We start from the raw sequence: 20,760 nt of genomic DNA, 5'->3' as shown, positions 1-20,760 counted from the left end.
TAAACCAAGTCTTGTGTTATTTCTCAGCGCTCATCGAACACTTGTTTTGAGTTCCAGTTTGAACTTGCCTTCAAGCATCAAACACTGCTTTGGCCAACTTCAAACTGATGTTTTATATGCTTAGTGATACTTTTCTCTTACTTCTACAAGCTTCATTGCCTGATAAATTTCTTCAAATCGTGCTTTTGTACAGGGTCTGGTTGCACTTTTAATTTGAGAAATATAACTATGTGCACAACCAAGAACTTCCACCAAAGCTTTAGCTCGCCCCTTTTGCGCATCCAACCAAGCACTGAGCATATGGATTTGATCTTCTGTGGCTTGATTTGCAACTCTTTCGAGTCGCTTTAATTCTTTCTGCGTTTTTTCTTCGGATACAAACCTTACAGCATGGCTTGGTCTTGCTTTCAATCTTTCTTCATAGGTATTTTGAATTGTTGTGATTGCATTACCTTGAGCCAGCCATGCTTCAATTTCTGCATTTAAATTCTGCTTAATATGCATGTTTGGGTTGATTGATTTGTTCATACCGCACCTCCAGCATTTAACCTAATGGACAGGTCAATTATATTAGCAAACTAATATAATTTCAATAAGAATACTAATTTGACTTCACATTAGCTTGCTAATATTCTTAATTTATTGATTTAAGGTGCATTAAAAATGCTTAAAGATCGACTCAAAGAAGCAAGAAAAAAAGCCAAGAAGTCTCAAAAAGATGTGGTTGCTGCTGTAGGTATTACCCAATCAGCGCTCAGCCAGCTTGAGACTGGACTGGTCAGTTCCTCATCTCATTTACCCTCAATTGCTAATTTTCTGGGTGTAGATGCCTATTGGCTACAAACAGGTCTTGGTACTGCCACGCCGAAAGAATCTAGCCAAGATGATGTTTCCAACATCACCGCCGTAAAGGCCAATATGGCACCTGTGCTATCTTGGGTACAAGCTGGTGTGTTTACCAATGTTGAATCGGTTGATATCACCCAAATTGAAGAATGGCTACCGCTACCCGATGATTGTGATGACTGCTTTTATTTAAAAGTACAAGGTCTAAGTAATTATCCCGTTTTCCATGAAGGCGATTACATTTTGGTTGACCCTACCGTGCAATATAGCGATATGCAATCAGGTGACATGATTGTGGTGAGAAAACATGAAGATGCGACATTCAAACGCCTCGTCATCGAAACCGATAATTCACGATACTTGCAAGCACTGAATCCGGAATTCAAACCCAATATCATTCCACTCGATGAAGAATGTATTTTTGTTGGTGAAGTGGTCGATTCCATTCGCTATATCTATCAATCCAAACGTAGATCCAAAATAAAACATAGCTAATTTTTAAGAGATTAATTATTAGAATTCTTATTTTAACTCAATATTAGTATTTTAATAATCTGTACGATCAAAATCATATACAACAAAAAAAGCCTAGATCATGGTCTAGGCTTTTTTATGCAATAAGATATTACTTCGCAGCAGTTGCTTCGGTTGTAATATTCACAGTGATCTTGTCACCAACATTCGGCACATAATATAAAAATATAAATAACAATAACTTGAATTAATTTGGCGTGATAATGGCGTAAATATGAAATTATCCACAGGCACAAAAACAACAAAACCGACAAGCTTTTAAACTTAGTCGGTACATTCTGAGGAGTAATATAAAGGCAATTAAGGACAATAACAACGGAATAAAAATGTGCGCCAACTATGAACCAATCTCAAAAGACAGAGTTCAGCTTTTAGATCTGCTTGAGCCAACGTTTGATTATAAGACTGATATCTACCCGAATTATGCAGGACCTATCCTCTTTTCAAAGAAAGGTGATATTGAATGGCGTTTGGCTAGATTTGGATTAGTTGCGCCTTGGGTTGAAGATTTAAAGAAGGTCCGTAACACATACAATGCCAGAACTGAGACTGTAGCCAGCAAGCCAAGTTTTCGTAATGCATGGAAGAAGAATCAGTTTTGCTTGATACCAGTAGAGACTATTTTTGAACCCAAATACATTGATGGTAAATCTCACTGGTACGGGACATATCGTGAAGATGATTGGCCCTTCACTGTTGCTGGAATTTATGAATACTCTGTGGTGAATGGTGAGGAAATCCGATCAATGTCGATGCTGACAATCAATTCTGACACTCACCCTTTCATGAATCAGTTACATGCTCCTGAAGATGAGAAACGCTCAATCATAGTGATACCAAGAGATAGGCGAAACGACTGGCTTAATTGTTCTCATGAAGAAGCACAAGAGTTTTTCTTTGAGATGCCAGTTGATGAATTTACTGCTGCACCTAAAAAAGATATGAATAAATTCCGACCAAACGCACATTAGGCCACGACAAGTTACGACTTGTCCTTATTTATCCACAGAATTTTAAATTTGAAAACATTATGAGCCATAGAATATCATTTTGAATATGTAACAAATTCAAGTGATAGCTATGAGCCATTCCAACCAAATCATCGAAATCAAAAATCATCTAAGGCGTGATTTACTCTCTGATGTATCTTCCATCATAGTAATAGAGCCATCAATGCGAATGGCTATCACAGTTGCAATAGAACTGGTTTCAGCGGGTTGCCTGCAATCATTACCTTCCGTAATGGGATTATCTTCGCATCAGATGCTGTACAGCCTCGTTTAACCGATAATCATCGATGTATACAGGAACATCATTAATCACTTCATAGCGACCAATCTCAGTGACTTCTGCAACCTTTAAAACTCCCACAGCCTACACAAGAATCAAGGTGCCAACATTGATGCCTAAATTGCTTGTATCTGTCTCAATGAAATCATCAGATAGATTGCCTACCATTTGCGACTCTAAAGGTTGTAGCACTAAATACTCTTTGCGCATCCATGAATACAAATCATTGAACATTTCAGGCACTTCATTCCTAAATGCCATCATTGACCAGTTGAAGGATTGACGTGCTACATCAAGCAAAGGAATCCTTTCCTCGCTTGTCGCATCAAAGCTTTGGTGCACATCAGTTTTAAACTCATAACGTTCTGTTGTTTCAAGTAATGGACATTTGGTGAGCAAGATATATTCATGCCCGTTTACTGTGACTTTCATATTCTTCTCACAATAAAAAACCCCGCATTGCGGGGTTTTGATTTAGTATTTCTCTCTCAATTTTTTTAAGTATTCATCTAAAAACAAGTCAAATGATAAATACTTTGGAAATTTATCTTTCAGAAACTCAGGAACACTTTCAATTATTTTCCCACTAGTATCTTTGTATTCAATTTTTCCTATTGATAAAGTAGCTGAATAAATTTCATTACCACTTGAGTCAAACCAGACACTTTTTGAGTTGGAATTTAAATCCCCATAGGAACCTTGCATGATACTAATTTTCTGGTGTGCCTCACCTTCGACTAAGTAATCTTCAATTCTAAAACCGAAATTATCAAAACGAATAAATTCTTGATAAAAACCAAGTATAGGATCAGGGCCAATAAATAAGCTTTTACTTAATAATGCATCTGTATTGTCATACTCATACATAATTGATAAAGCTAAATTTCCATCAGACTCTATAAACTCTTCTCTTAACAAGTTTTCATTCGAATCCACATATGTGATTCTTTTTAGTGGCTCTGAATAATCTGGGTATCTAATATTAACTTTAATCATGTTTCATTACTGTGCGTAAAGTGGGGATTTCGGAGGTGGGTTTGTCGCCCAATAACTTGCTTCAACTTTGTCATACCTACACTGCCTAGCATCAGCATAAGCCATAACTAATTTTAATTGCCCTTGGACAGCTAAATATTTTTGTTGATGCCCCTCATAAGTGCCATCTCCATTAGGATTTTTATTTTTTACATATCTATAGTATTTATATAATTTCAGCGGGTCAGTTAGCATCATGTAATGTCGATCTTTTAAGTCAGAAACATGATTAACTATCTCATCCACATACTCTTTACATTTTGGATCCTTATCTCTTGCATTATCCTCTAACTTTTGAACAACAGGCTTAGCCAACTCCTCATCATTAAGAATATTCTGAGCTGCAATATTAGTAGCAACCTGAGCATCTAGATTGCCTACTTGGGCATTAGATATGACTTGTTCGGCTACAGTTTCGAGAGATAAGAATTCTTCTTCTGGCTGCTTTTTAGGATCATATGCAGGATTAATTTCGTAACTTACTGAACTACTTCCAAATAAGCTTCCATCATCTTTATATAGCAAACAACCAGATATATAAGGATTATTTGGATTGATACCTTCATCTTTTACAGACGAAACAATTGGTGAAGTGGCCCACACTTTTTTTCCTAAATGGGCATTACAAGCCAACTGAGGAGTGGCATAACCATATGCATTTGGGTTTATAAATCTATCCGAAATCACCCAATATCTAGGTATATTCGGATTTACTTCTGGTTGAACCTTGTAAACAATCCTATTATTTGCTGGATCCATCACCCAATCTACAGCATCAAGCAGTTGATCAACCGCAATACTTAAAGCAACACCTGCTGCACCACCTCTTAATACCTCAGCCACTTGCTTAGCGTTTGGTGTAACTAATGCTGCTGATACTTTAGTGTCCTTAATTGCATCAATTAATGTCGATGCACCCATTACAATTGACTGAGTAATACTCCAACCCTGCAAAGGAGCCACAGCACTCATCGCTCGTGGCGCTGCTAAGCTGTAATTTGCTACAGTTGGTGCCGCTTCCGTTTTCTGTAATGTATTTACTTGTGTATTAGATTGATTGTCGCTTTGGTTATTATCACCACACCCCGTCAAACCTAACATCATTGCTAATAAAATTAGTTTTTTCATTTATTCCCCCTTATTTTCAATTAGTTTATTTTACTTTTTAGTGAAAAACTATAAAAATAAGAGAATAAAAAAAGCTACCCGAAAGTAGCTTATCTTTTGTCTCAATTAGCCCATTTAGGTAGTTGCTTATACTTCTTAAGGTGCTTGCTTTCGTAGGATGAAACCACATCAAAGTAACCCCAAATTGCGAAAGATAATGGGACAATAAATTGCCCCCAAATTACCAACTTAACATTCTGTTGGATTAGATCTTGAAAAAGATACCCACCCATAAGGTTTAACTTATAAAGGAAAACCATTAAAGGCTGATACAGTACAATGCTCATTAAGAATATAAAAAAATTAAAAATGGATAGCCATTTTAATTCTGGAAATTCGATAAAAGCATACTTCATTCGGCCTAACCGCCCCTTAACCCATTCAATCATATTCACCTCTTTTTATTTTAAAACCTGAGATTAGCAAAAATATTTACTTCTTCATTCATCGCTTTAAAGTTAAAAGACAACCTATGTCGCATAGATTAACAATTACTTTATTTTATCCATAATATCTTGCACTTGCTCTTTACTTAAAGGCTTCATATTTGTGTCCATACAGCTAGTATATTTACTCAAATCAACATTCCCCTGTTTAAAAAATACTTCTCTTTGGCTTTGTTGCACAAAGATTTGAAAGGCAAAGCGCCCCTAATTGAGCCAAATTTAAGGCGTAACTTGGGTAAGTGGTCGACCTAATTCCGTAAATCTGTTGAGGACTGCTACACGTGCATGAACCTCATTGACTTGGCTATCAAAGCTCCTTGCACTGAGTTTATCTCTTAATAATTTGATGCAGTGCATTTTAGTCTCAACCAAACTTCGGCGATGATAGCCTGACCATTTTTTCCATAGTGTCCTACCTAAACGTTTAATTGTTCGAAGTAATTCATTTCGCTCTAGCGAGCTACTCTTTGTATCTTTCCATGGTTTCGCATTTTTTCTAGGTGGAATCACCGCATGTGCTTGCCGATCTGCAATGACCTGACGGCATTGCTTGGTGTCATAAGCTCCATCGGTATAAACAGAGTCAATCTGCTCATCTTGTGGAATCTGATTAAGTAAATCACCAAGCACCTGTGAATCACAGACATTATTGGTTGTGAGCTGAATAGCGCGTATTTGTAGGGTTTTGGCATCTATACCAATATGTAGTTTACGCCATTGGCGACGATATTCAGCTCCATGTTTCTTGCGTTTCCATTCGCCCTCACCTAGAAACTTCATCCCTGTAGAGTCTACGAGTAGATGCAGCCCATCGCTACTTTTTTGGTAGCTGATTGCAATATCAATATGCTTTTGTCTTCTACAAAGCGTACTGTAATCTGGTGCGGTCCAATTTAATCCGCAAAGTTTAATCAGACTTTGCACAAAGCCAGTGACCATACGTAAAGATAGACGGAATAAGGATTTAATCATTAAGCAGCATTGGATGGCTGCGTCGGAGTAGGTTTGATTTCGCCCTTGTTTGCCTTTTGATGGAGCATACCATTGCGTAGCAGGATCAAACCAAAGGGCAATATTTCCGCGATTAATGAGTGCTCGGTTATATGCGGGCCAATTGGTTGTGCGGTAGATTTTGTGTGTAGGCTTCTTCATTTGAAAATTATATCGCTGAAAAAGCCTTTACAGATAGGTTTGTGCAACAAAGCCTTTGAGCATTAAGAGGTCAAACGCTCATTACAATCACATTAGCCCTTGTCTATAAATTACTTTTCCATAAACTGGCAACTTGTCATTGTCAAAGTTTTCATTAAGAATTTTAGGATCTGTTGCACTCAATTCAACCCCCCCTAAAATTTTTGTTTGAACAATTCTTATTGCTAAACTTTTTGACATATCAAAAGCATAAATAGAACCATTTTCTAAATGTCTATTTGCTTTATCAATAACCATAATATCATTTTTATTAAGATATGGAGTTAGAGCATTACTACAAAACACTAATGCCTCTAAGTCATCTACAGTACCCATCAAAACATCCTTAATCCAATAAGGCAAATATATGTATTCACCTGCTGGTCTATTCAATATTTTTAATTTAATTGGCTCATTGGAATCAGGAATAATTGTCGATACAAATGTGGTTTCATCAACCCCTAAAGTCTCTAGTAGCTTTATATAAGTATTTGGTCTGGGTTTGGACAACCCAACTTCATAATCAGAGATTTGTTTTTGCGAAATTCCCACTATATCAGCCAAATCACGTTGATTTAAGCCAGCTCTAGTTCTAAAAAACTTCAAACGTTGTGCAAAATTTTCCATAAAACACCTATTGACATACCAATAAAGGTATCATAACTTAATAAAACAAGTTGTAAATAGGTTTTTATAACTTAATAGCGAGATAGGCTGCGCCTGCAAGCATACAACCTATCTCTATCAACAACCACGTAAGGATATTGATATGAACAATATACCACAAATGAGCAATACTTTTTCTCAAGTTAAATGTGAAACAGTAAAGTTTAATAATCAATCCATACCCGTCTTCATGCATGAAGACAAACCATATGTAGCAATGAAACCAATATGTGAAAATATTGGTTTGGCTTGGAATGGGCAATTTGAGCGAATTAAACGCAACCATATACTCAGTCAGGGTATTCGTATGATACGAACACCTTCAAATGGTGGTGAACAGGAGTATTCTTGTCTACCTGTAGGCTACCTAAATGGTTGGCTATTTGGTATTGACGTCAATCGTGTTAAACCAGAAATCAAAGACACTTTAATTAAGTATCAACTTGAATGCTTTGACGTCCTATACAAGCACTTTATGCCGAAAGTTGCAGAGCAACATCCGAACACTATTACGATTGAACAGCAACAGCACATTAAGCAGGCAGTATTAAACAAGTGTCACCGTGAAGGAAAACACTATCAGGCGGTCTATAACGAGTTCTACCGTGTTTTTGATATTCCTCGCTATCAAGAATTGCCATTAAGTAATTATGATGAAGCCATGTCTTGGCTTAGTGATGGATTTATTAAAACCGCCACCAATATCCATAAAAACAATATAGAGGCTCTAGCAATCCACATGGCATGGGTTGCGGCTTGGTGGAGCTGCTATGCAGAAGCATTTCGATTAATTAATCCCTATATGGCAGGTCAAATTAATGATCATTTTACCGATGGTTCTTTTGTAGCCTCACTGGTATTGGGTGCAAAAGCCAAAGAGTTACGCTTTCGCATTCGAGAGGAATTGCCCTTCGATATGAACATGTATGATCGAGTCGATTTCTTCAGATATCGTCAAGCACGATAAGTAAAGAAGCCCCGTAAGGGGCTTCTTTTAAAACTGAGTTGCAAATCGCTTTAAACCATCTAGAGCTAATGTAGATTTACTTTCTTCTATTAAATTAGTCTCAATATAGGATCCTGAAGTTGTTTCAATTTTCAACCAGACTTTTTGCGCAGACAAAATTTTATTAAAAACTTCTTTAGGAATCACAAACCGCTGGAATGACTCCTTATAAAGACCCGTTAACTGGTGGTCATTCGCAAAGGAAACTCGATCCGCTTTCACTATCTCACCATCTACATTTATGAATAAATCTGTCATATTCACAAACTTTCCCAGGGAATAAAGATCAAGTGCAACTTTATCTGGCAAATTGCTTTTCCAAAGAGCACCCACAGAAATACATGTCTTTGAAAAGCTCATACAAGAGGATGAACCATAAGGTTTTAAAGTAACCTCTTTAGTACCATCAAACCCACTTGTTAGAACTTTAACCCCTTTAGGCTCTTCGGCGTTTGCAAAAGTTCCAAATGCAGCTAAAGCAAAGCATAAAAATAATCTTTTCATTTCCCCATTCTCGTTATTAGTAAATAAAACTAAAACTACCATACAGATAGCTTTAGTCCAATATTTAAGGGAGCTTACTGCACTTGTTCTAATAGAGCTTCTAAATTTCTAGCAGCAAGTATTTTTTCGCCCTTCTTGCTTCTTAAGGAACCATCCTGAATGTAGCTTGGACCTGCAATTCTTAGTGTTACAGTTCTAGCGTTTTTGGATTTAGCCAAAAAGTCTGTAGGTACTAAAAAAGTCTGGGCACTATAGTTGTAATTGTTGAGCAGTGTGATATCTGAGGTAGTTTGAGCTCTAAATGTTTTTGTATTCCCATCAATATTAATTGAAAGCTCATTAATAGCTTTAATCTGCGACGGTACTACCACATTAACACCAATATAATCTTTGCTCTTGCTGTTATAAGCAAATCCAATATTAGGACATAAAGATAAAGAATCACAAACAATATTAGATGGTTTGTACAAAACGGTTGAGCTGCCATCAAAATTATTTTTGGCTATTTGTGGTGAAGATGTACTTTGGTTTGAAGAGCACCCAACCACCCCCAATACCAAGATTGGTAATAAGATTTTTTTCATATCTAACTCGGGTTTTTATAAAAATAAGACTAAAACTACCACAGGAGTAGTTTTAGTCAACTTTGATTATCGACCAGAACCAATTTCAATAAGTAGTTTTATCTTTTCAATCCCCACTTAGTTCTATTTTGATCTATAACATAAAGTATGTCTTGTTGCCCAGCTTGGCTCCTCATATATTCTCTATAAGTTTTGCGATCATCAATAATTGCAATATTAGGATTAACATAAACTTGGGGAGGCTCTTGCTGCACTTGATTGCTAGATGCATTCCTTTGACTAACAGACTCATTAATCAAATTAGTTTGCCTTTGCTGCCGTTGAATTGCATTCAGTTGAGCATCGTCGCGATTCGGTGGCAGTTGACCTGTTCTATTCATGTAATCATAGTTTTCAGCTCCAATTTTATTGACGGCCCATGCAGTAGCCACATGCTCACCATTTGAAAGTTTTGCTGTAATAGAGTCACTTGTACCAGTACCAGCACCCGTTACCAATCCGCCATTCCTATAGGCTGGCATTCTTGCTGAGCTAATTGCTTGAATAGCTGGCATAACAGCAGCTAAAACACTAGCCGCACCAGCAAACTTTTGTGGCAAAGTCATGGCTGTAGGGTCCGCAAAAGCCTGTGTATATGCTTGCCAAGCTGCCATTGTTGCTGAAGCAACAGCTATTCCTCGTTGCACACTTATAGCCACTGCGTACTCTTTGGAGTTTTTATCAAGCATTCCAGCTAAGCCACCCATAATACTTTCATAAGTATTAAGTGTTGATTGAGCTTGCTCCGTTCTAAGATCCTGCTCCCTCTTACTAAAATCACTAATCAACGCAAAACGTTTCTGTTGATATGCCGCTTCAATTTGAAGAAGTTGATCATATTTCTCAGTGTCAGTTAGATCTTTATCTTTAGATACAGCATCCTTTTTAGATAATTCATCCATATTTGTTTGACGGATTGCTTCTAAATAAGATTGCATTAAAGAGAACTGCTGATAGCGATGAGGCATCATCGTGTTTTTAGCAATTAGATCGCGCGAAAAGTTAATTTCATTCAGCATGCTTTGCTGAAATTCTGCGAACTTTAAGGCTTTAGTTCGTCTAAAGGCATCAATGTCGTACTGATAGATATCATCGTAAGCCTTCTTCGCAATCGCCTTCTGATCCTCTGAAAGTTTACCTTCAGCATCCAAGCGTAAAATATTGATCTGCTTAGTGAATTCTAGCTTCTGCTCTTCAGTCCACTTATAGCCATTTAGTTCATTGTCCAATTGCAGTTTTGCAATCTTCTCTTGATCTTCAAGCGAAATTCGCTGACTTCTTCCCTTGCCTTTATCTGGCTTAACAACAGAACTCCAAACATTACTTTCAATAAGAAATAGTTCTTTTTGGGCATACGTAAAGATCGCCGAGAACATAGCAAATTCACGGAGAGCTGTACTACTCTGTACCTCTAACACACGCTTATTGCGCCAACGTACAATATCATTTGGTTTGAAGTCATATATTGACTTTGTGGCCAATTCGCCTGTGATACGCTCTAAATTGTCCAGTTTGTTTCTAATCACATGTCCAGACTTTAGCTTTGAACCTTTTTCAATAAAATACTTCTCGCAAAGCTGCTTGAAAGGTAAAGGCGGCTTAATGCCCTTTTCTTCCTGAGCCTTTCCTGTTTTAAGTTCAAGGAGCTTGAGTGCTGCCCATTGTTCACATTCTTTTTCTGTGTCACGAGTTGCACTGATTCTTTTACCATTAAACATTAATTCAATGCGGTAAGAATTTCCTCGTTTACGAGGTTTAGGTATCTTCATTTTATGGCGTAATCTTGGCGTAATTTTCTTTTTATTTTAGCTATTTTATTGGTGAAATAAACAAAATAATCATCTTTTTAAAAAGCATAGACGATAAAAAAGGCCTATAAGATAAGAGCTATTTACCTTATAAGCCTTTGTATTTACTTAATATTACTTCGCAGCAGTTGCTTCGGTTGTAATATTCACAGTGATCTTGTCACCAACATTCGGCACATAGTTACCGATACCAAATGCAGAACGGTTAAAGCTTGTTGTAGCATTGAAACCAATTGCAGGTACTTTCGCCATTGGATGCTCACCTTGCTTATTCAGTACAGCATCTAATATTACAGGTTTAGTTACGCCTTTAACGGTTAAATCACCTGTAATTTTAAAGTGTTTCTTGTCTTTAGTTTCTACTTTGGTACTTTTAAAGGTAATGTTTGGATATTTTGCAGCATTAAACCAAGCTTCTTCTTGGAATTCTTTATCCAACGCAGCAACATTGGTATTTACACTGCTTAAAGGAATCGTCACTTCTACAGATGAATTTGCAGGTTTTGCATTATCAACTTTAATTGTCCCTTGAATATCGGTGAAATTTGCACTTGGTGTAGAGAAACCAAAGTGATTCCAACTGAATACTGTCGCCGTATGCGTTGGGTCAATTTTATAGTCGACTGGCGCAGCCAATGTAACCGAACTTGCTAAAGTAATTGCTAACCCGAGACTTAATGTTTTAAATTGCATTTTTCATATCCTTGTTTGATATAGTGATTAGTGTATAGATCAAGTATTTTTATTCACTAGTCTTTATAAAACGATATGTTTCACCAGTGCAACAATAAAAGCGTTACAGCACTTATCAAAAATCAATATCATAAGACAACTCAATACAGGACAATTGATCAGCAAGCAGATGTGGTCAATCGGTCTATTTTGATTTAGATACTTCACGATAAACAACAAGGTAAAATATGACTCATACAGCTCAAGCACTTAGTACATCTACATCTTATCGCGTTACGTTGACAGATCCTGCTGGCCATACCTGGTATGCAGATGAACCTGCCAACAAAGGTGGTCAAGATACTGCACCGAACCCTGTTCAGCTTTTACTTTCGGCTTTAGGCGCCTGTACCACCATTACTTTGGAAATGTACGCCAATCACAAAGGGATTAAGATTGATCATGTTCAGGTCGATTTAGCCTTGAATCCCAATGGTGAGCCAGAATCAGGACAGAATAATATTGAGCGTAAAATTATCTTAAAAGGTGAATTTACCGAGGATCAGCATAAACGTTTGTTAAAAGTCGCAGAAAGCTGCCCGATTCATAAGTTATTAACATCAAATATTTCGATTCAGAGTGAATTAAGTATTGGATGAATGACCGATTACACTAAATTTCAATCACATCCGTATACCATTCCAATGAGCCACTCATCGAGATATCTATTGCTAAGTCGACAATATTTGTGAGCTCATTTGGAATAAATGAATATAAATTTTTTCCATCGAAATGAATCCAAAACTCGGGTGGTGGTGTATCACAACCATCTATAAATCCACCTGTTTCTTTTTCACCCAAACAGTCAAACATTGATGAGTGCACATCAAATATTAATATTTTTCCCTGTAACTTTGTCCAACTTGGCATGTGATGATATTTAACCCGAGCTTGGATAGCCTCTTCAAAATAGGCATGCATAAGATAAGCATAATCACCACCAAATGCTGGATCACCATTTTTGTTTTTGAAACTTTCTTGTAATGCACGATATAAAAAATTATATTCTGCACACTGCCAAAATATTTCTTTTTTACTTAGATTTTCCAAATACCAATATTTAATATTTCATCAAAAGTATGAAGTTCGAATTCCTTTCTCATCACAATATCTCACTCTTTTAAGTTTCAATAAAGTACCACTGATCAGCTATATAATTCGCTGATTCATCCTTCAGATCAATATAATGAATACGTATTCCTCGTTCATACATGTGATCAGGAATTTGTAGCCTCCAATTTTTGGCCAAACTTAGCCTGTCCGCTAAAAGATATTGGGGATCATAAGAACCTGCCGATAAGGTATGGGCATTAAAATAATCTTCATCTAAATATAAACAAATTTCACTAGCAAACATATCTGGTTGCACAATGACACATGCCACTTTACAGAATTTTAGTCCTTGAGGTTTTGCTTCAATTAAATACTGACAAGCATTAATAAGATATTGAGCACACTCAGCCTTTATTTCTTGTTGAGCATGTTTTCCTTGAACCATATTCATGGGTACAGGTATCTTCCAATTATAATATCGCTCTTCATCCCCCTCTAAATCAGGAAAATATCCTTTAAAACTTTCACTCCAACACTTAAAATTTCTTAGTTTACGTGGAATTCCCCGTTCTTTTTTATTTGATAATCCAAACCGTCTCATTTTTATATTCCATTTAATCATCATAAAAAAAAGCGCCCTTAATCAGGACGCCTTTTTATACTACTTCATTCAATTAAGCAGTCAATTCTTTAACCGCAGCAACAACCGCTTCAGTGGTGATACCGAAGAATTGGAACAAGTCTTTTGCTGGTGCAGATTCGCCGTAAGTCGTCATACCGATCACTTTGCCGTCTAAACCAACAAACTTCCACCAGTAATCCACATGAGCCGCTTCTACCGCTACACGCGCGCGGATATGCGCTGGTAATACCGCTTCACGATATGCAGCATCTTGCTTCATAAACTCTTCAGCACACGGCATAGACACAACACGCACACCTTCAAGCTGTGCATATGCTTCCATCGCCAATGAAACTTCTGAACCTGTTGCGATGATAATTGCTTTTAACTCGCCTTTTTCTTCAGCAAGTACATAACCACCTTTTGCAACGTTTTGAATTTGAGCTTCATTACGTGCTTGGAATGGCAAGTTTTGACGAGAGAAGATTAACGCTGATGGGCCATCTTTACGTTGAAGTGCAGATTTCCAAGAAACAGCTGCTTCAACTGTGTCACATGGACGCCAAGTATTTAAGTTCGGCGTACCGCGTAACGATGCAATTTGTTCGATTGGTTGATGCGTTGGACCATCTTCACCTAAACCGATCGAGTCGTGCGTATACACATGAATCACACGTTGCTTCATCAATGCAGACATACGTACAGCATTGCGTGCATATTCCATAAACATTAAGAATGTTGCAACGTAAGGAACAAAACCACCGTGTAAAGCCACACCGTTTGCAATTGCGGTCATACCGAATTCACGAACACCGTAATACACATAGTTACCCGCAGGGTTGTCTTGTACGCCTTGGCAACCTTTCCAAAGTGTTAAGTTAGAACCCGCCAAGTCAGCAGAACCACCTAATAACTCAGGAAGTAATGGACCAAAGGCCTGTAAGGTATTTTGGCTTGCTTTACGTGTTGCAATGGTTTCTGCTTTTGCGTTGGTTTCAGCAATAAATGCATCTGCCTGTGCAGCAAATTCAGCAGGTAAATCGCCATTGATACGACGTAATAATTCAGCCGCTTCAGTTGGATATTTTGCTTGGTATTGAGCGAACAATTCATTCCAAGCTGCTTCAGACGTTTGACCTTTTGCTTTTGCATCCCAAGCTGCATATACATCTTCAGGAATAACAAATGAATCTTCTTTCCAGCCTAATGCTTCACGGGTTAAAACGATTTCGTCTTTACCCAATGGTGCACCATGGCAATCTTCTTTACCTTGTTTATTTGGTGAACCTAGACCAATAATCGTTTTACAGATAATGATCGTTGGTTTATTGGTTTCAGCTTTCGCTTCAACAGTTGCTTGGCGAATGGCAGCGGCATCATGGCCGTCTACACGAAGAACTTGCCAACCATACGCTTTGAAACGCTGTTCAGTATCATCGCTGAACCAACCTTCAACTTCACCATCAATCGAAATACCATTGTCGTCATAGTAAGCAACAAGTTTACCAAGACCCAAGGTACCTGCAAGTGAACATACTTCGTGAGAAATACCTTCCATCAAACAGCCATCACCCAAGAAACAGTAAGTGAAGTGATCAACAACATTCAAACCGTCTTTGTTGAACTGAGCGGCCAAAGTTTTTTCAGCTAAAGCGAAACCAACCGCATTGGCAATACCCTGACCCAAAGGACCTGTTGTAGTTTCAATACCAGGCGCATAACCATATTCAGGGTGGCCAGGTGTTTTAGAATGTAATTGACGGAATTGCTTTAAATCTTCAATAGATAAATCATAACCAGTCAAATGCAATAATGCGTATTGCAACATTGAACCATGGCCATTCGACAATACGAAACGGTCGCGGTTCGCCCATTGCGGGTTGCTTGGGTTATGATTTAAAAATTCACGCCAAACCACATCAGCGATATCTGCCATCCCCATTGGTGCACCTGGATGCCCTGAGTTTGCTTGTTGCACAGCATCCATTGCCAAGACACGAATTGCGTTTGCAATACGACGTTCATTTAAAGGGGTTGTCATAAGTCAGAATCCGATTAAATCAAATAAGATGAGAGAAGATGAGAAACCATCTTTCAAAAACTGAGACTATTGTCTTAAAAAAACGACAGTGGGTAAAGTGCAATACACGATATTTCTTATTTTTCCCGCATTCATTTGGTATTCTGAGGGCAAATGTTCATGTGATAAACAGCTCACATAATATTAGTACCTGAATTTTACTTCTGAATTACAAATTTATTCATATAGAAAACACCAAATATCACTTTTACTGATACTCATATCAATAAAAACATCATGAAAATGAAATAAATTCATGCTTTTTAGTCAGCTTGTGCTAGTCCTATGCGCCAAGTCGATGTAACATACTCTGTCTTTTTGAAAATACCAATGATAGGACGTTCATGCGCGAGTATGCTGTTTTTACTTCAGAATCTGTAAGCGAAGGTCATCCAGACAAAATGGCTGACCAAATTAGCGATGCAATTTTAGATGCAATCCTAAAAGAAGACCCGTATGCGCGTGTCGCTTGTGAAACATTAGTAAAAACAGGTGCGGTTGTTCTTGCTGGTGAAATCACAACCACAGCAAATGTGGACTTTGAAGTGATTGTACGTCAAACCGTAAACGGAATTGGCTACCACCATTCTGACCTCGGTTTTGATGGTTCAACCTGTGCTGTAATTAACATGATCGGGAAACAGTCTCCTGAGATTGCACAAGGTGTTGACCGCCAGAAACCGGAAGATCAAGGTGCTGGTGACCAAGGTCTTATGTTTGGTTATGCAAGCCGAGAGACAGATGTACTCATGCCTGCTCCAATCTCTTATGCGCACCGCTTAATGGAGCGTCAAGCAGAATTACGTCGTTCTGGTATTTTACCGTGGTTACGCCCAGATGCGAAAAGCCAAGTCACTTTTGCTTATGAAAATGGCAAACCAGTACGTTTAGACGCTGTTGTACTATCTACTCAACACGACCCTGAAATTTCTCAAATTCAGCTTAAAGAAGCGATTATTGAAGAAATCGTTAAGCCGATCATCCCTGCTGAAATGTTCCATGCCGGTACGAAATTCCATATCAATCCAACAGGTATGTTTGTGATTGGCGGTCCTGTAGGTGACTGTGGTTTAACAGGCCGTAAAATTATTGTCGATACTTATGGTGGTATGGCACGACATGGTGGTGGTGCTTTCTCTGGTAAAGATCCATCGAAAGTTGACCGCTCTGCTGCTTATGCTGGCCGTTATGTGGCAAAAAATATTGTTGCTGCTGGTTTGGCAGACAAATGTGAAATCCAAGTGAGTTATGCAATTGGTGTGGCAGAACCAACATCGATTTCTATCAATACCTTCAATACTGGTAAAGTATCAGATGAACTAATCATTCAATTGGTGCGTGAACACTTTGATCTACGTCCATACGGAATCACACGTATGTTGAATCTGATTCAGCCGATGTATAAGCAAACTGCAGCTTATGGCCACTTTGGTCGCGAAGGTTCTGATTCTGCGTTTACTTGGGAAAAAACAGACAAAGTTGAAATCCTTAAAGATGCTGCTGGATTGTAATCCGCACTGCTCTTTCATAAAAAAGCTCGCAAATGCGAGCTTTTTTATTTCCCCCAAGATTATTTACTTGAATTGGTATTATCTTGCTTAAACATTTCAAATAGAGAGGTGTTTTGAACAGGTTGATCTTCTTGATGATGTTGAGTATATAAATGCGCAAGCTTGATCACCACAACTACAGCCAAACAAGCTGCAACACAAAACATCCATAAACCATACGGGCTACGAATATGATGAGAACCGCAATATGGGCACTCTTTATCTGTTGATGCGACGACCTTGTCACAACATGCACAATGATATTGATATAACATCATTTATTCCTCCTACCACTTATTTTTTATTTTCTTTTTACAACAATTTCAAATGTTGCAATTTTATCCTAAGAGAAAAAAAACGAGAATTCAATCTTGTTTTCTGACCTACGCATTCAAATTAACAAATTTTTATGACAATTTGGTTAGACTCCTATTTTCGATAAAATCTTTAAGTTATTAATATTATTTTGATCTTTCACGTAATTTGCTAAAATAAGCTATTTACGAATTGTGGGATAAGCATGACCCAACTAATCAACAAAGGTGGATTTCGGGAACGAGCCAATCGCAGTCGAAAATACAAACAGTCTGAAAATGAAATCACCACACTACCGCCAAGCCATTACCAGCCACAAACTAAAGAGATAGGCCAACCTGCCGGTTTAAACCAAACATCAAACCAGCAAGATAAAAAAGATGACGCATAAAAAAAGCACACTTTAGAGAGTGTGCTTTTCTTGATTTGAAACCTATTAAAAAATCAGTTCACATCTTTAAATTCAATTTTCTTTTGATCAGGCTTCACTTCACGTGCTTCACCGTCAATAATGCTTGAATCACGGTATTGACCACCACTCTGCTGATTTTGCATATCCTGCATTTGACGCATCAGATCAGCAAACGGGTTCTGGCCAGCAGCACCTCCCCCCATTCCACCCATCATTTTTTCCATCATGGCTTGTTGACGTTTCGCCATGGTTTTCATTAAAGCATTACGGAATGCTGTCTGAACCGATGGAATCAATATCAATACCGCCAAAACATCAGAAATCAAGCCTGGAATCATTAACAGAAAACCAGACATTGCAATTGCAAGCTTCTTGGTGACTGCTGGATCATTACCCATTTGACCACTCATCTGCATTTGCTGTAATTGCGGCATAATGCTTGATGTACTTGAACGAACCATATTCAAGCCAATGAAGAATGCGATAATAAACCAGAAAAACACATACCACATACTTCCAACGAGGTCACCCACGCCAATCCAGACCAAAACTTCAGCAATTGTGCCAAATACCACGATAAGAAGTAGATTCATGTCAAATCTCGAAATTAAACCTTGTGCAATCTTGATGAATCAGTCTTGACACAACAAATAAAATAAACTTAATAAACTAATTGATGGGTACATTTCTCAATTTATCAAGTCTTCTATAACCACTCGTATAAAAAAGCTCCCAATTAAATTTAATCTAATTGAGAGCCCAAATACTCTTTTAACAATTAGCCACAAGTCGCCTGAATAATCTTTTTAGACTTAGGATCAATCGTTACCGTTACACGATTTTCACGATAGTCCATAGTAACAGGCTGATTTGGTCCAACACTGCGAACAATTTCCGACTTGGTCTTTTGTTTGATCTGCTCTTCGCTTAATCCTGACTGACCAATAAGCTTTGTCGCTTCATCAGCTAGACATTTTGGCTGGCTTGCACGGAACAATGCCCACTCCTCAACCACTTTACCGTTTGGCAGCTTACAGTATCCAACCTGACCATTAGCTTCATTACGAATTTCCAACTGGCCACCTTGCTCTACACAATATTTACTGGCAGGGTTTGCCATACCAATTTTTGGTGGCGTCATCTCTTTATTTGGTGTTGCTGAACACGCTGCCAATGAGGCTACAATTGCACCTAAAAGTAAGATCTTTTTCATGATTTGAATTCTGATAAAGTAAAAAGCAAAGATAACAAAATAATTTAGATTATTATGTCTATGATTTGAAACAGGAAGAAACCATATTTCCCCTCATCATAATTTACTTAAAGCACTCATAAACTTCTTAAATACATTCATTTTAGGTTTGTTTATCAGACTACCATATTGTTTATCTGTTATCTTTCTTAAGCGGTATTTCATCTCCCAGGCTATTTCTTCATTTTCGCTTTGTGCATATTGCCTTATTAAAGCTATCGCTTCTTCAGTACCAATATCCGCTAAGGCATGACTAAACCATTTTGTGATGACCCCATCATCATCAGAAGCCGTATACTTAAACCGCTTAAAACACTACTCTAGAACCTTTGCAATACTAGCCACACTTGATGGATGGGCAATATCTTACAGCTCTTTTGTTACCATTTGATGCTGGTCATGCCCATCTAACAATAATAAATGATTTAAAGCAGAAACCCTGATCTCTTGATTCTCCATCTCAAATACTAAATCAGCCACAAATTCAAGCATATCAGCATCACTTTGCTGAACACCACGCTCAAACATTTCAATCAAGTAAGTGAGTTTATTTTTACCAGCAATATTCACACTTCCCCAGAATGCATCTACTTTTGCATAAAAATCCGAAACTAAATCTACCTTTAAGATACTCATCATGATTATTGAATAATAATAAACTCCAACCGAATTGCCTCATCAACCAAATAATGCTCTTTAATGATATAAAAATAAGGTCGTGTATCAATCCACTCATCCATTTCCATAATGGCCTGCGTGTACCCCGTTACTGCTGAAAAATCTTTCACTTGTATAATATCCATGGACTTCATCCTTTTTTATTTAGCCTAACATATTATATTTATTCATATATAGAACAAAATAAAGCCTAATCAGTCATTCGTCATAGCCTTCCATCATGCAGTTTTTCCTTGAAAAATAGAAGAATGCCTCTCACTTAAGAGGCATTTTCCCAAAATAAGAATACGGGTTAAAACGATACCATTTTCCCCTGTATTCAACATTCCTGTAACGCCGTATCAACCTTTAGACATCGCAAGCGCGATTGGCGCCAACAAACGGCCAAATAGAATATCGCTACGCTGCATTTTAGTGAGCATTTCATAATCCGTATTCACACCAGACAAATCATCCGCAATAGCCTTACTGATACGCACCGTTTGCGCTACACCATGCCCACTCTATTTTAGATAGCGTTAATCGACAGCTAGCAACAAATTGCCAGCTAAAATCAGAAGAAACGGCAAGTTAAAATTGATCGTTGCTTAAAAGCATCGACTAGAAATTAAAAAAGCACCCGAAGGTGCTTTTCTCTCTTATAGGCTGGTCGCAATCAAGACCACAAAGCTGAACAACAACGAACCCAAAGATCTTTTACAATGTACATGAACTTCTTGCTCAAACCCTTGAGCATACGGCTCCAAGTTTTCCATAACTTTAACGCTCATTAAATGTACTACACTTGTTAATTTGCCTAATAAATTAACAAGAATAAATTAGCAAAAAGTCGTATATCTGACTAGTGCAATTTTTCAACCAAATCGTTAATTTATGACAAAAAGTGGCAGTTTATTAAAATTAATTAAAAGAAAAACAAATACGCCAAACAAAAGCCTGTTGAAAAGAAT

25 protein-coding genes and 4 pseudogenes are annotated in these 20,760 nt (G+C 37.7%); 6 read left to right on the top strand and 23 right to left on the bottom strand.

Annotated features, from left to right (window positions below; translation table 11 throughout):
- Positions 1 to 120: 120 nt before the first annotated feature.
- Complete coding sequence (locus tag F895_RS10230) at positions 121 to 528, bottom strand: hypothetical protein (protein ID WP_005241079.1); 408 nt, start codon at positions 526 to 528, stop codon at positions 121 to 123.
- A 135-nt stretch (positions 529 to 663) separates the two neighbouring features.
- Here F895_RS10230 and F895_RS10235 point away from each other — a divergent pair, with 135 nt between their 5' ends.
- Positions 664 to 1,341: a LexA family protein gene (locus F895_RS10235; protein WP_005241077.1), complete on the top strand. Its 678-nt coding sequence runs from the start codon at positions 664 to 666 to the stop codon at positions 1,339 to 1,341.
- Positions 1,342 to 1,471: 130 nt separating this feature from the next.
- Here the strand turns inward: F895_RS10235 and F895_RS19895 are convergent.
- Positions 1,472 to 1,537: pseudogene (locus F895_RS19895) on the bottom strand (polyisoprenoid-binding protein); the annotation flags it as partial.
- A gap of 169 nt (positions 1,538 to 1,706) precedes the next feature.
- Here F895_RS19895 and F895_RS10240 point away from each other — a divergent pair.
- A complete protein-coding gene (locus F895_RS10240) occupies positions 1,707 to 2,351 on the top strand; it encodes an SOS response-associated peptidase (protein WP_005241075.1) in 645 nt (214 codons plus the stop codon).
- Between the two features lie 277 nt (positions 2,352 to 2,628).
- Here the strand turns inward: F895_RS10240 and F895_RS20385 are convergent, their stop codons facing one another.
- From F895_RS20385 to F895_RS10270, 7 genes are all read right to left on the bottom strand, one after another.
- Positions 2,629 to 2,751 carry a hypothetical protein gene (locus tag F895_RS20385; protein ID WP_264641548.1) on the bottom strand — a complete coding sequence of 41 codons (123 nt, stop codon included), beginning with the start codon at positions 2,749 to 2,751 and terminating at the stop codon, positions 2,629 to 2,631.
- Positions 2,752 to 2,754: 3 nt separating this feature from the next.
- Entirely contained in the window at positions 2,755 to 3,102 is a 348-nt protein-coding gene (locus tag F895_RS10245) for a hypothetical protein (RefSeq protein ID WP_005241073.1), read from the bottom strand.
- A gap of 42 nt (positions 3,103 to 3,144) precedes the next feature.
- A complete protein-coding gene (locus tag F895_RS10250; protein WP_005241070.1) occupies positions 3,145 to 3,666 on the bottom strand; it encodes a hypothetical protein in 522 nt (173 codons plus the stop codon).
- 6 nt (positions 3,667 to 3,672) lie between these two features.
- Positions 3,673 to 4,833, bottom strand: a complete 1,161-nt coding sequence (locus F895_RS10255; RefSeq protein WP_005241068.1) for a hypothetical protein — start codon at positions 4,831 to 4,833, stop codon at positions 3,673 to 3,675.
- A gap of 101 nt (positions 4,834 to 4,934) precedes the next feature.
- On the bottom strand, positions 4,935 to 5,261 hold the full coding sequence (locus F895_RS10260) for a hypothetical protein (RefSeq protein WP_005241066.1): 327 nt from the start codon (positions 5,259 to 5,261) through the stop codon (positions 4,935 to 4,937).
- Positions 5,262 to 5,537: 276 nt separating this feature from the next.
- On the bottom strand, positions 5,538 to 6,470 hold the full coding sequence (locus F895_RS10265) for an IS5 family transposase (protein WP_000743262.1): 933 nt from the start codon (positions 6,468 to 6,470) through the stop codon (positions 5,538 to 5,540).
- An 87-nt stretch (positions 6,471 to 6,557) separates the two neighbouring features.
- Positions 6,558 to 7,136 carry a helix-turn-helix domain-containing protein gene (locus F895_RS10270; protein ID WP_005241064.1) on the bottom strand — a complete coding sequence of 193 codons (579 nt, stop codon included), beginning with the start codon at positions 7,134 to 7,136 and terminating at the stop codon, positions 6,558 to 6,560.
- Positions 7,137 to 7,278: 142 nt separating this feature from the next.
- Between F895_RS10270 and F895_RS10275 the strand changes: the two genes are divergently transcribed.
- Entirely contained in the window at positions 7,279 to 8,142 is an 864-nt protein-coding gene (locus F895_RS10275) for a phage antirepressor N-terminal domain-containing protein (protein WP_005241063.1), read from the top strand.
- A 27-nt stretch (positions 8,143 to 8,169) separates the two neighbouring features.
- Here the strand turns inward: F895_RS10275 and F895_RS10280 are convergent, their stop codons facing one another.
- From F895_RS10280 to F895_RS10295, 4 genes and pseudogenes are all read right to left on the bottom strand, one after another.
- Positions 8,170 to 8,727 carry a hypothetical protein gene (locus F895_RS10280; protein WP_010590239.1) on the bottom strand — a complete coding sequence of 186 codons (558 nt, stop codon included), beginning with the start codon at positions 8,725 to 8,727 and terminating at the stop codon, positions 8,170 to 8,172.
- Between the two features lie 32 nt (positions 8,728 to 8,759).
- On the bottom strand, positions 8,760 to 9,269 hold the full coding sequence (locus F895_RS10285; RefSeq protein ID WP_005241059.1) for a hypothetical protein: 510 nt from the start codon (positions 9,267 to 9,269) through the stop codon (positions 8,760 to 8,762).
- Positions 9,270 to 10,477: 1,208 nt separating this feature from the next.
- Positions 10,478 to 11,077: pseudogene (locus F895_RS20430) on the bottom strand (hypothetical protein); the annotation flags it as partial.
- A 153-nt stretch (positions 11,078 to 11,230) separates the two neighbouring features.
- Positions 11,231 to 11,809, bottom strand: a complete 579-nt coding sequence (locus F895_RS10295) for a YceI family protein (RefSeq protein ID WP_005241056.1) — start codon at positions 11,807 to 11,809, stop codon at positions 11,231 to 11,233.
- Between the two features lie 227 nt (positions 11,810 to 12,036).
- Between F895_RS10295 and F895_RS10300 the strand changes: the two genes are divergently transcribed.
- Positions 12,037 to 12,447, top strand: a complete 411-nt coding sequence (locus tag F895_RS10300; RefSeq protein ID WP_005241054.1) for an OsmC family protein — start codon at positions 12,037 to 12,039, stop codon at positions 12,445 to 12,447.
- A gap of 13 nt (positions 12,448 to 12,460) precedes the next feature.
- Here F895_RS10300 and F895_RS10305 read toward each other — a convergent pair.
- From F895_RS10305 to tkt, 3 genes and pseudogenes are all read right to left on the bottom strand, one after another.
- A pseudogene (locus F895_RS10305) lies at positions 12,461 to 12,951 on the bottom strand (hypothetical protein).
- A 17-nt stretch (positions 12,952 to 12,968) separates the two neighbouring features.
- On the bottom strand, positions 12,969 to 13,502 hold the full coding sequence (locus tag F895_RS10310; protein WP_005241051.1) for a DUF3916 domain-containing protein: 534 nt from the start codon (positions 13,500 to 13,502) through the stop codon (positions 12,969 to 12,971).
- A gap of 73 nt (positions 13,503 to 13,575) precedes the next feature.
- Complete coding sequence (gene tkt / locus F895_RS10315; protein WP_005241049.1) at positions 13,576 to 15,564, bottom strand: transketolase; 1,989 nt, start codon at positions 15,562 to 15,564, stop codon at positions 13,576 to 13,578.
- 383 nt (positions 15,565 to 15,947) lie between these two features.
- On the opposite strand from tkt, the gene metK reads away from it, so the two are divergent.
- Complete coding sequence (metK, locus tag F895_RS10320) at positions 15,948 to 17,114, top strand: methionine adenosyltransferase (protein ID WP_005241047.1); 1,167 nt, start codon at positions 15,948 to 15,950, stop codon at positions 17,112 to 17,114.
- Between the two features lie 59 nt (positions 17,115 to 17,173).
- On the opposite strand, the gene F895_RS10325 is transcribed toward metK, so the two are convergent.
- On the bottom strand, positions 17,174 to 17,431 hold the full coding sequence (locus F895_RS10325; protein WP_005241046.1) for a hypothetical protein: 258 nt from the start codon (positions 17,429 to 17,431) through the stop codon (positions 17,174 to 17,176).
- Between the two features lie 242 nt (positions 17,432 to 17,673).
- Here F895_RS10325 and F895_RS10330 point away from each other — a divergent pair, with 242 nt between their 5' ends.
- A complete protein-coding gene (locus F895_RS10330; RefSeq protein WP_005241044.1) occupies positions 17,674 to 17,859 on the top strand; it encodes a hypothetical protein in 186 nt (61 codons plus the stop codon).
- Between the two features lie 53 nt (positions 17,860 to 17,912).
- Here F895_RS10330 and F895_RS10335 read toward each other — a convergent pair whose 3' ends face one another.
- The 6 genes and pseudogenes from F895_RS10335 to F895_RS20380 all read right to left on the bottom strand — a co-directional run bounded on the left by F895_RS10335 (position 17,913) and on the right by F895_RS20380 (position 20,580).
- Positions 17,913 to 18,473, bottom strand: a complete 561-nt coding sequence (locus F895_RS10335) for an FxsA family protein (RefSeq protein ID WP_005241042.1) — start codon at positions 18,471 to 18,473, stop codon at positions 17,913 to 17,915.
- Between the two features lie 185 nt (positions 18,474 to 18,658).
- The gene (locus tag F895_RS10340; RefSeq protein WP_005241040.1) at positions 18,659 to 19,093 is read right to left on the bottom strand and encodes a putative hemolysin; all 435 of its coding nucleotides are present in this window, start codon (positions 19,091 to 19,093) and stop codon (positions 18,659 to 18,661) included.
- A 405-nt stretch (positions 19,094 to 19,498) separates the two neighbouring features.
- Positions 19,499 to 19,771 (bottom strand): hypothetical protein, encoded by a 273-nt coding sequence (locus F895_RS20260; protein WP_005241037.1) that lies wholly within the window; start codon positions 19,769 to 19,771, stop codon positions 19,499 to 19,501.
- A gap of 2 nt (positions 19,772 to 19,773) precedes the next feature.
- On the bottom strand, positions 19,774 to 19,935 hold the full coding sequence (locus F895_RS20050) for a hypothetical protein (RefSeq protein WP_005241035.1): 162 nt from the start codon (positions 19,933 to 19,935) through the stop codon (positions 19,774 to 19,776).
- A 216-nt stretch (positions 19,936 to 20,151) separates the two neighbouring features.
- Positions 20,152 to 20,313: pseudogene (locus tag F895_RS19460) on the bottom strand (FAD-dependent oxidoreductase); the annotation flags it as partial.
- A gap of 135 nt (positions 20,314 to 20,448) precedes the next feature.
- Positions 20,449 to 20,580 carry a hypothetical protein gene (locus F895_RS20380; RefSeq protein ID WP_264641552.1) on the bottom strand — a complete coding sequence of 44 codons (132 nt, stop codon included), beginning with the start codon at positions 20,578 to 20,580 and terminating at the stop codon, positions 20,449 to 20,451.
- Between the last annotated feature and the right edge of the window lie 180 nt (positions 20,581 to 20,760).

The sequence above is a fragment of the Acinetobacter sp. CIP 64.2 genome, from assembly GCF_000369645.1.
Classification (GTDB): Bacteria; Pseudomonadota; Gammaproteobacteria; order Pseudomonadales; family Moraxellaceae; genus Acinetobacter.
The sequence above is the reverse complement of the archived record's forward strand: the minus strand, read 5'-3'. Positions and strand labels throughout refer to the sequence as shown.

Bases quoted from the DNA above. Each gene is read 5' to 3' on its own strand.
- F895_RS10265 (WP_000743262.1), bottom strand. From the start codon at position 6,470: ATGAAGAAGCCTACACACAAAATCTACCGCACAACCAATTGGCCCGCA.
- F895_RS20260 (WP_005241037.1), bottom strand. From the start codon at position 19,771: ATGATGAGTATCTTAAAGGTAGATTTAGTTTCGGATTTTTATGCAAAA.
- F895_RS20380 (WP_264641552.1), bottom strand. From the start codon at position 20,580: ATGAGCGTTAAAGTTATGGAAAACTTGGAGCCGTATGCTCAAGGGTTT.
- F895_RS10285 (WP_005241059.1), bottom strand. From the start codon at position 9,269: ATGAAAAAAATCTTATTACCAATCTTGGTATTGGGGGTGGTTGGGTGC.
- F895_RS10335 (WP_005241042.1), bottom strand. From the start codon at position 18,473: ATGAATCTACTTCTTATCGTGGTATTTGGCACAATTGCTGAAGTTTTG.
- F895_RS10245 (WP_005241073.1), bottom strand. From the start codon at position 3,102: ATGAAAGTCACAGTAAACGGGCATGAATATATCTTGCTCACCAAATGT.
- F895_RS10260 (WP_005241066.1), bottom strand. From the start codon at position 5,261: ATGATTGAATGGGTTAAGGGGCGGTTAGGCCGAATGAAGTATGCTTTT.
- F895_RS10275 (WP_005241063.1), top strand. From the start codon at position 7,279: ATGAACAATATACCACAAATGAGCAATACTTTTTCTCAAGTTAAATGT.
- F895_RS10330 (WP_005241044.1), top strand. From the start codon at position 17,674: ATGACCCAACTAATCAACAAAGGTGGATTTCGGGAACGAGCCAATCGC.
- F895_RS10250 (WP_005241070.1), bottom strand. From the start codon at position 3,666: ATGATTAAAGTTAATATTAGATACCCAGATTATTCAGAGCCACTAAAA.
- F895_RS10300 (WP_005241054.1), top strand. From the start codon at position 12,037: ATGACTCATACAGCTCAAGCACTTAGTACATCTACATCTTATCGCGTT.
- F895_RS10280 (WP_010590239.1), bottom strand. From the start codon at position 8,727: ATGGTAGTTTTAGTTTTATTTACTAATAACGAGAATGGGGAAATGAAA.
- F895_RS20050 (WP_005241035.1), bottom strand. From the start codon at position 19,935: ATGGATATTATACAAGTGAAAGATTTTTCAGCAGTAACGGGGTACACG.
- tkt (WP_005241049.1), bottom strand. From the start codon at position 15,564: ATGACAACCCCTTTAAATGAACGTCGTATTGCAAACGCAATTCGTGTC.
- F895_RS10255 (WP_005241068.1), bottom strand. From the start codon at position 4,833: ATGAAAAAACTAATTTTATTAGCAATGATGTTAGGTTTGACGGGGTGT.
- F895_RS10270 (WP_005241064.1), bottom strand. From the start codon at position 7,136: ATGGAAAATTTTGCACAACGTTTGAAGTTTTTTAGAACTAGAGCTGGC.
- F895_RS10340 (WP_005241040.1), bottom strand. From the start codon at position 19,093: ATGAAAAAGATCTTACTTTTAGGTGCAATTGTAGCCTCATTGGCAGCG.
- F895_RS10310 (WP_005241051.1), bottom strand. From the start codon at position 13,502: ATGAGACGGTTTGGATTATCAAATAAAAAAGAACGGGGAATTCCACGT.
- F895_RS10240 (WP_005241075.1), top strand. From the start codon at position 1,707: ATGTGCGCCAACTATGAACCAATCTCAAAAGACAGAGTTCAGCTTTTA.
- F895_RS10295 (WP_005241056.1), bottom strand. From the start codon at position 11,809: ATGCAATTTAAAACATTAAGTCTCGGGTTAGCAATTACTTTAGCAAGT.
- F895_RS10325 (WP_005241046.1), bottom strand. From the start codon at position 17,431: ATGATGTTATATCAATATCATTGTGCATGTTGTGACAAGGTCGTCGCA.
- F895_RS10230 (WP_005241079.1), bottom strand. From the start codon at position 528: ATGAACAAATCAATCAACCCAAACATGCATATTAAGCAGAATTTAAAT.
- metK (WP_005241047.1), top strand. From the start codon at position 15,948: ATGCGCGAGTATGCTGTTTTTACTTCAGAATCTGTAAGCGAAGGTCAT.
- F895_RS10235 (WP_005241077.1), top strand. From the start codon at position 664: ATGCTTAAAGATCGACTCAAAGAAGCAAGAAAAAAAGCCAAGAAGTCT.